The sequence below is a fragment of the Kitasatospora sp. NPDC036993 genome, from assembly GCF_055607525.1.
Genome location: NZ_JBVJRP010000016.1, coordinates 122,669 through 129,732, shown reverse-complemented (window position 1 = coordinate 129,732; position 7,064 = coordinate 122,669). Strand labels below are relative to the sequence as shown.

Here is a 7,064-nt window from a genome sequence, read left to right as displayed (position 1 = left end):
GACCCTCACGTGGGGGGGTTTGTTTTGCCGCTCACCACTGATCTCTTCCTCTACTCGGGCCCTCCTGCCCCCTCGAGCGGGCGGGGGGGGACTTTTTCCTCCTCAGCCGCCGCAGCGCTGCACCGGGAGCCCGTCGGCCGCGGCCCGAGGGCGAGTGCCGACCGCGGGCACCGGGTCGGGCAGTGGGTCCGGCTCCGGCTCCGGCTCCGGCTCCGGGCGACCCGACAGCGCGCAACCCGACGGCGCGCGGGCGATCGGATCCGGTGATCGGTACAGACGATCGGTACAGGTGATCAGATCCGACGACCGGCGCGGGCGATCAACAGTCTGACCAGTCCGACAACACTCCCGGCCCCGAGGACCGTCGTACCCTTGGGGGGTGACCGACGCCGTAGCAGCCATCCCAGAAGAAGCAGCCCCGGTCCCGCTCCTCGAGCCCAGGGAGGGGATCCCGCCCGTGGTGACGGACGAGCAGGCGCTGGCCGCCGTCGTCTCCGCCTTCGCCGCGGGCACCGGACCGGTGGCGGTCGACGCCGAACGGGCCTCCGGATACCGCTACGGGCAGCGCGCCTACCTCATCCAGCTGCGCCGCGCGGGTTCCGGCTCCGCCCTGATCGACCCGATCGCCTGCCCCGACCTCAGCGCGCTCGGCAGGGCCGTCGAGGACGCCGAATGGGTGGTCCACGCGGCCAGCCAGGACCTGCCCTGCCTGGCCGACGTGGGCATGAGACCCCGGCAGCTGTTCGACACCGAGCTGGCCGGCCGGATCGCCGGCTTCGCCCGGGTCGGCCTCGGGCCGATGACCGAGAACGTGCTCGGGCTGAGCCTGGCCAAGGAGCACTCGGCGGTCGACTGGTCCACCCGCCCGCTGCCCGAGCCGTGGCTGCGCTACGCGGCTCTGGACGTCGAGGTGCTGGTCGAGCTGCGCAACGCACTCGAACAGGAGCTGGACGCCCAGGGCAAGCTCGGCTGGGCCATGGAGGAGTTCGCCTCGATCGCCGCCGCGCCCCGCCCGGCCCCGCGCAACGACCCGTGGCGCCGCACCTCGCAGCTGCACAAGATCCGCCGGCGCCGCCAGCTGGCCGTGGTGCGCGAGCTGTGGCTGGCCCGCGACCGGATGGCGCAGGAGCGCGACGTCTCCCCCGGCCGGGTGCTCGCGGACGCCGCGATCGTCAACGCCGCGCTGGCCATGCCGCTGAACATCGCCTCCCTGCAGGCCGTCCAGGGCTTCGGGCCGCGGGTGCACCGCCGCCAGCTGGAACAGTGGCTGGCCGCCGTGCAGCGCGCCCGGGAGATCCCGGAGAACCTGCTGCCGCCGGCCGCCGCGCCGCACGACGGACCTCCGCCGCCGCGGGCCTGGGCCGAGAAGGACCCGGTGGCCGCCGCCCGGCTGTCCGGCGCGCGCAGCGCGGTCAGCGAGCTGGCCGACCGGTACCACCTGCCGCCCGAGAACCTGATCACTCCGGACCTGGTCCGGCGGGTGTCCTGGCAGCCGCCGGCCGACCCGGGCCCCGAGGGCGTGGCCTTCGCGCTGCGCGGGCTCGGCGCCCGGCAGTGGCAGGTGGACCTGGTGGCGCCGGCGGTGGCCGCCGCGTTCGCCGCGGCCGCGGCCCAGGACTGATCACGGGGCGGGTCCCGATCGTGGCCCGGCAACGCGTGGAAGGGGATGTCGTCCGTTCGGGCGACATCCCCTTCGCCGTACCCGGGAGGAGCGCCCCTGGTCGGGCGGGGCCGGGAACGTGTCCGGGGACACACGGGCCGATCACTCCGTGGGGCCTGGGCAGGTTGGTTACCGGCGGGTAGCATGGCGGTGATGCGGCGCCGCTCGGGTCTTCGACGGCGGCAGCCCGCCCACCTCGAATTGTTGGTCCCTGGGAGGAGAGCCCCCGTGCCTCGTACCGCGAGGGACGTCGTCTTCGTCGATGGCGTCCGCACCCCGTTCGGCAAGGCAGGCCCGAAGGGCATCTACCACGAGACCCGCGCCGACGACCTGGTCGTCAAGTGCATCCGGGAACTCGTGCGCCGTAACCCGAGCCTGCCCGTCGAGCGCATCGACGAGGTCGCCATCGCGGCCACCACGCAGATCGGCGACCAGGGTCTGACGATCGGGCGCACCGCCGCCCTGCTGTCCGGGCTGCCGAAGTCCGTCCCCGGCTACTCGATCGACCGCATGTGCGCCGGCGCGCTGACCGCCGTGACCGCCACCGCCGGCGGCATCGCCTTCGGCGCGTACGACGTGGTCGTGGCCGGCGGTGTCGAGCACATGGGCCGCCACCCGATGGGCGAGGGCGTCGACCCGAACCCGCGCTTCGTCTCCGAGAAGCTGGTCGACGAGTCCGCCCTGTTCATGGGCATGACCGCGGAGAACCTGCACGACCGCTTCCCGCACCTGACCAAGGAGCGCTGCGACGCCTACGCCGTGCGCTCCCAGGAGAAGGCCGCCAAGGCGTACGCCAACGGCGACATCCAGCCCGACCTGGTGCCGATCTCGATCCGCAACACCAACCCCGACGTCGGCGAGACCGGCTGGGGCCTGGCCACCGTGGACGAGCCGATGCGCCCGGGCACCACGATGGAGAACCTGGCGGGTCTGAAGACCCCGTTCCGCCCGCACGGCAACATCACCGCGGGCAACTCGGCCGGTCTGAACGACGGTGCCACCGCCTCGCTGCTGGCCGCCGAGGACGTCGCCGAGGAGCTCGGCCTCCCGGTCAAGATGCGCCTGGTCTCCTACGCCTTCGCGGGCGTGGAGCCCGAGGTCATGGGCATCGGCCCGGTGCCGGCCACCGAGAAGGCGCTGGCCAAGGCCGGTCTGACCATCGACGACATCGGCGCGTTCGAGGTCAACGAGGCCTTCGCCGTGCAGGTGCTGGCCTTCCTCGACCACTACGGCATCGCGGACGACGACGAGCGGGTCAACCCGTACGGCGGCGCGATCGCCTTCGGTCACCCGCTGGCCTCCTCCGGCGTGCGCCTGATGAACCAGCTGGCCCGCCGCTTCGAGCAGCGTCCGGACGTCCGCTACGGCCTCACCACGATGTGCATCGGCTTCGGCATGGGCGGCACCGTCATCTGGGAGAACCCCCACTTCGTCGAGGGCGGTAAGTGAGCATGAGCACCACGACCGAGCTGCTGACCCACGGCGCCGGACTCTTCCCCGGCGAGGTCGTCACGACCGCGCACGTCCGCCACCTCGACCTGCCGTTCCAGGCCGGCCGGCTGGCGCTGATCACCCTGGACAACGGCTTCGACCACACCAAGCCGACCACCTTCGGCCCGGGCTCGCTGCTCAAGCTGAACGAGGCGCTGGACCAGGTCGAGGCCGAGGCCGCCGAGGGCGCGATCGTCGGTGCCGCGATCACCGGCAAGCCGTTCATCTTCGCGGTCGGCGCCGACCTCAAGGGCGTCGAGCTGCTCAAGGAGCACGCGGACGCGCTGGCCATCGGCAAGGGCGGCCACGACGTCTTCAAGCGGATCGCCGCGCTGCCCGTCCCCACCTTCGCCTTCTACAACGGCGCGGCGATGGGCGGCGGCGTCGAGGTCGGCCTGCACTGCGACTACCGCACGGTGTCCGCGGGCGTCCCGGCGTTCTCGCTGCCCGAGGTCTTCCTCGGCCTCGTCCCCGCCTGGGGCGGCTGCACCATCCTGCCGAACCTGGTCGGTGCCGGTAAGGCCGTCAAGGTCATCGTCGAGAACTCGATGAACCAGAACAAGCAGCTCAAGGGCAAGGACGTGTTCGAGCTGGGGATCGCCGACGCGATCTTCGAGCCGGCCGACTTCCTGGAGCAGTCGCTGCTCTGGGCCGCCAAGGTCGTCAAGGGCGACGTCGTCGTCGAGCGCGAGGCGATCGACCGCGGCAAGGCCTGGGACGACGCCGTCGCCTGGGGCCGCCTGGTCGCCGACGCCAAGGTGCACGGCGCCGCTCCGGCCGCCTACAAGGCGCTGGACATCATCGCCGCCGCCAAGGACTTCGACCTCGCCGACAAGGCGAGCCTCCAGGCCGGCTTCGACGCCGAGGACGCCGTGCTGGCCGACCTCATCATGAGCGGCGAGCTGCGCAGCGGCATCTACGCCTTCAACCTGGTGCAGCGCCGGGCCAAGCGCCCGGTCGGCGCGCCGGACAAGTCGCTGGCCCGCCCGGTCACCAAGGTCGGCGTCGTCGGCGCCGGTCTGATGGCCTCGCAGCTGGCGCTGCTGTTCGCCCGCCGTCTGGAGGTGCCGGTGGTCCTCACCGACATCGACCAGGAGCGCGTGGACAAGGGCGTCGGCTACGTCCACGCCGAGATCGACAAGCTGCTCGGCAAGGGCCGGATCGGCCAGGACAAGGCCAACCGCCTCAAGGGCCTGGTCTCCGGCTCGCTGGACAAGGCCGCCGCCTTCGGCGACGCGGACTTCGTCATCGAGGCCGTGTTCGAGGAGATGGGCGTCAAGCAGGCCGTCTTCGCGGACCTGGAGAACGTGGTCTCGCCGACCTGTGTGCTGGCGACCAACACCTCCTCGCTGTCGGTCACCGAGATGGCCTCGAAGCTGGAGCACCCCGAGCGGGTCGTGGGCTTCCACTTCTTCAACCCGGTCGCGATCCTGCCGCTGCTGGAGATCGTCCGCGGCGAGCGGACCGACGACGCCTCGCTGGCCACCGCCTTCGCGGTGTCCAAGAAGCTGAAGAAGACCTCGGTGCTGTGCAAGGACGCCCCGGCGTTCGTGGTGAACCGGATCCTGACCCGCTTCATGGGCGAGATCCAGGGCATCATCGACGAGGGCACCCCGATCGCCGACGTCGAGAAGGCCGTCGAGCCGCTCGGCCTGCCGATGTCCCCGATCGTGCTGCTGGAGCTGGTCGGCCCGGCCATCGCGCTGCACGTCTCGGAGACCCTGCACGGCGCCTTCCCGGAGCGGTTCACCGTCTCCGAGAACCTCGCCAAGGTGGTCAAGGCCGGCAAGCGCGGCTTCTACACCTGGGTGGACGGACAGCAGGTCCTCGACCCCGAGGTGCTGGAGCTGCTGTCCTTCGGCGACTCGGTGCTGACCGAGGAGCAGGTCCGCGTCCGCGCCCTGGACGCCGTGGCGCAGGAGATCGGCCTGATGCTGGAGGAGGGTGTCGTCGCCGAGGCGCAGGACATCGACCTCTGCATGATCACCGGTGCCGGCTGGCCCTTCCACCTGGGCGGGATCACCCCGTACCTGGACCGTGAGGGCGTCTCGGAGCGGGTGAACGGCAAGGCGTTCCTCGCCCCCGGTGTGGCCTCGGTTCCCGCCTAGCGGCGAACGGCCCCCGTACACGGAGGAGCCCCGGTGACCAGCTGGTCACCGGGGCTCCTCCGTGTGTACCGGGTTCTCCTCGGGCGTGTGCCGTGTACGGAGGTCTCGGGCTTGCGCGGAGGTCTCAGGACGTGCGGGGGTTGCAGGCCGTGTACGGAGGTCTCAGTGCTTGAGGCGGTAGACCACGGTGTCGGCGAAGACGCCGACCATCTCGTAGTGGGTGTCCAGCAGGTTCTCGATCCGGGGGACCATGACGGGCTGGTACGGGGAGATGCCGGAGTCGTCGACCACGACCTCGGGCAGACCGTTGGCCAGTTCCTTGTCGAAGGTCTGCCAGGCGTTGGAGACGCTGAAATCCTCGCCGACGTTCTGGCTGCCGTCCTTGCCGCCGCTGAAGTTGGTGAGGAAGCCCGCCGTCAGGTAGCGGGTGGCGGGCTTGCGGTCGGCCAGCCAGTACAGCTCGGGGTGCATGCCCCAGACCAGCAGGGTGTCCTTGGGGGTGGTCTGGTTGGCGACGGCGGTGGCGACCTCGGTGGTGCGGTTGAGCCGCTCCCCGGGCCAGGCCAGCGCCAGGCCCCAGAACACCGTGGCGGCGGCCGTGGTGTACAGCAGGACCGGCTTCCAGCGGACCGCCGAGGTGGCGACCGCCCCGGTGCCCAGCAGCACCAGCGGCGGCATCAGCTGGAGGTAGTAGTGGCCGAAGAAGTGGAAGCCCACACTGACCGCGACGACCGAGGAGAGCAGCCAGACCCACAGGTCCGTGGTCGAGCCGTGCTCCTCGCCTGCCACCGGCAGCGGACGGTGGCGGTACTTCAGCCAGAGCCGCCGCCCGACCGGGAGCAGGAAGCCGAGGCCGGCCGCGACCAGGATGGCCGAGTTGCCGAGCGCCCGGCCGAGCATCTGGAGCCAGGCGCCGCCGAAGGTGGCGTAGTCCCCGCTGCCGGTGACGACCCAGAAGAGGAAGCCCTTCGGCTTGGTGAGGATCACCGCGACCAGCGCTATCGGCAGGGTGAAGCCGAACCCGATCTTGAACAGTGCGGGCGGCCAGCGCACCCCGCGCCGGCGGGCGTCCTGGAACAGCATCCAGAGCACCGGCAGCAGCACCGCGCCGCCGGTCTGCTTGGTCAGTGAGCACAGGGCGACCGCGATGCCCGCGGCCAGCCAGCGGCGCCGCTCGGCGTACCGGAAGGCGGCCACCATGGCGGGCAGCATGAAGACCTCGAAGGTCGCCGCCTGGGTGTCCTCGGGGGAGAGCCCGATGGAGACCAGCAGGTAGAGCAGTCCGGCGCCGGCCCCGGCCCGGTTGCCCCAGCGGCCGCGGGCGATCGAGGCCAGCAGGATCGCGGTGACCAGGTGGGCCACCACCGCCAGGGTGCGCAGCGGCCAGAGCGAGGCGGAGCCGAAGACCGCGAAGCAGGCCTGGTAGAGCCAGGGCAGCAACGGCGGTTTGCGGTCCACGACGGTGTCGTAGAGCACCCCGCCGTCCGCCAGCATCCGCGCCTGGGTGGCCAGGAAGCCTTCGTCCGGGCTCCACACGGGCCGGGCGAAGGAGGGGATGTGGGTGAGCAGTGCGACCAGCGCGAGCACCGGCACCAGCCTGGTCCAGTACCCACTGCGGACATGGGTGAGGACGCGCTCGGGCAGGCGCTCGGCCAGTCCGGTGAGGCGGAGGCGGGTGGGGGTCGACACGGTTGACAACCTACCGGGCGGGATCGGCGCCCATGGCGCCGGTCCCGCCTTTCCATGCGATTGTCAGCTTGTTTCGTGACGAACTGTTACGGAGTTACGACGAACAGTCGTCGGTG

Annotated in this window: 4 protein-coding genes; 3 read left to right on the top strand and 1 reads right to left on the bottom strand. The window is 71.5% G+C overall.

From position 1 onward, the window contains the following. Positions 1–379: 379 nt before the first annotated feature. From ACZ7C5_RS29410 to ACZ7C5_RS29400, 3 genes are all read left to right on the top strand, one after another. Positions 380–1,621: a ribonuclease D gene (locus ACZ7C5_RS29410; RefSeq protein ID WP_401089896.1), complete on the top strand. Its 1,242-nt coding sequence runs from the start codon at positions 380–382 to the stop codon at positions 1,619–1,621. A gap of 267 nt (positions 1,622–1,888) precedes the next feature. Further along, positions 1,889–3,109 (top strand): thiolase family protein, encoded by a 1,221-nt coding sequence (locus ACZ7C5_RS29405; protein WP_188295148.1) that lies wholly within the window; start codon positions 1,889–1,891, stop codon positions 3,107–3,109. A 2-nt stretch (positions 3,110–3,111) separates the two neighbouring features. Continuing rightward, entirely contained in the window at positions 3,112–5,259 is a 2,148-nt protein-coding gene (locus ACZ7C5_RS29400; RefSeq protein ID WP_401089894.1) for a 3-hydroxyacyl-CoA dehydrogenase NAD-binding domain-containing protein, read from the top strand. Between the two features lie 162 nt (positions 5,260–5,421). On the opposite strand, the gene ACZ7C5_RS29395 is transcribed toward ACZ7C5_RS29400, so the two are convergent. Further along, the gene (locus ACZ7C5_RS29395) at positions 5,422–6,948 is read right to left on the bottom strand and encodes an ArnT family glycosyltransferase (protein ID WP_401089892.1); all 1,527 of its coding nucleotides are present in this window, start codon (positions 6,946–6,948) and stop codon (positions 5,422–5,424) included. Positions 6,949–7,064: the final 116 nt, after the last annotated feature.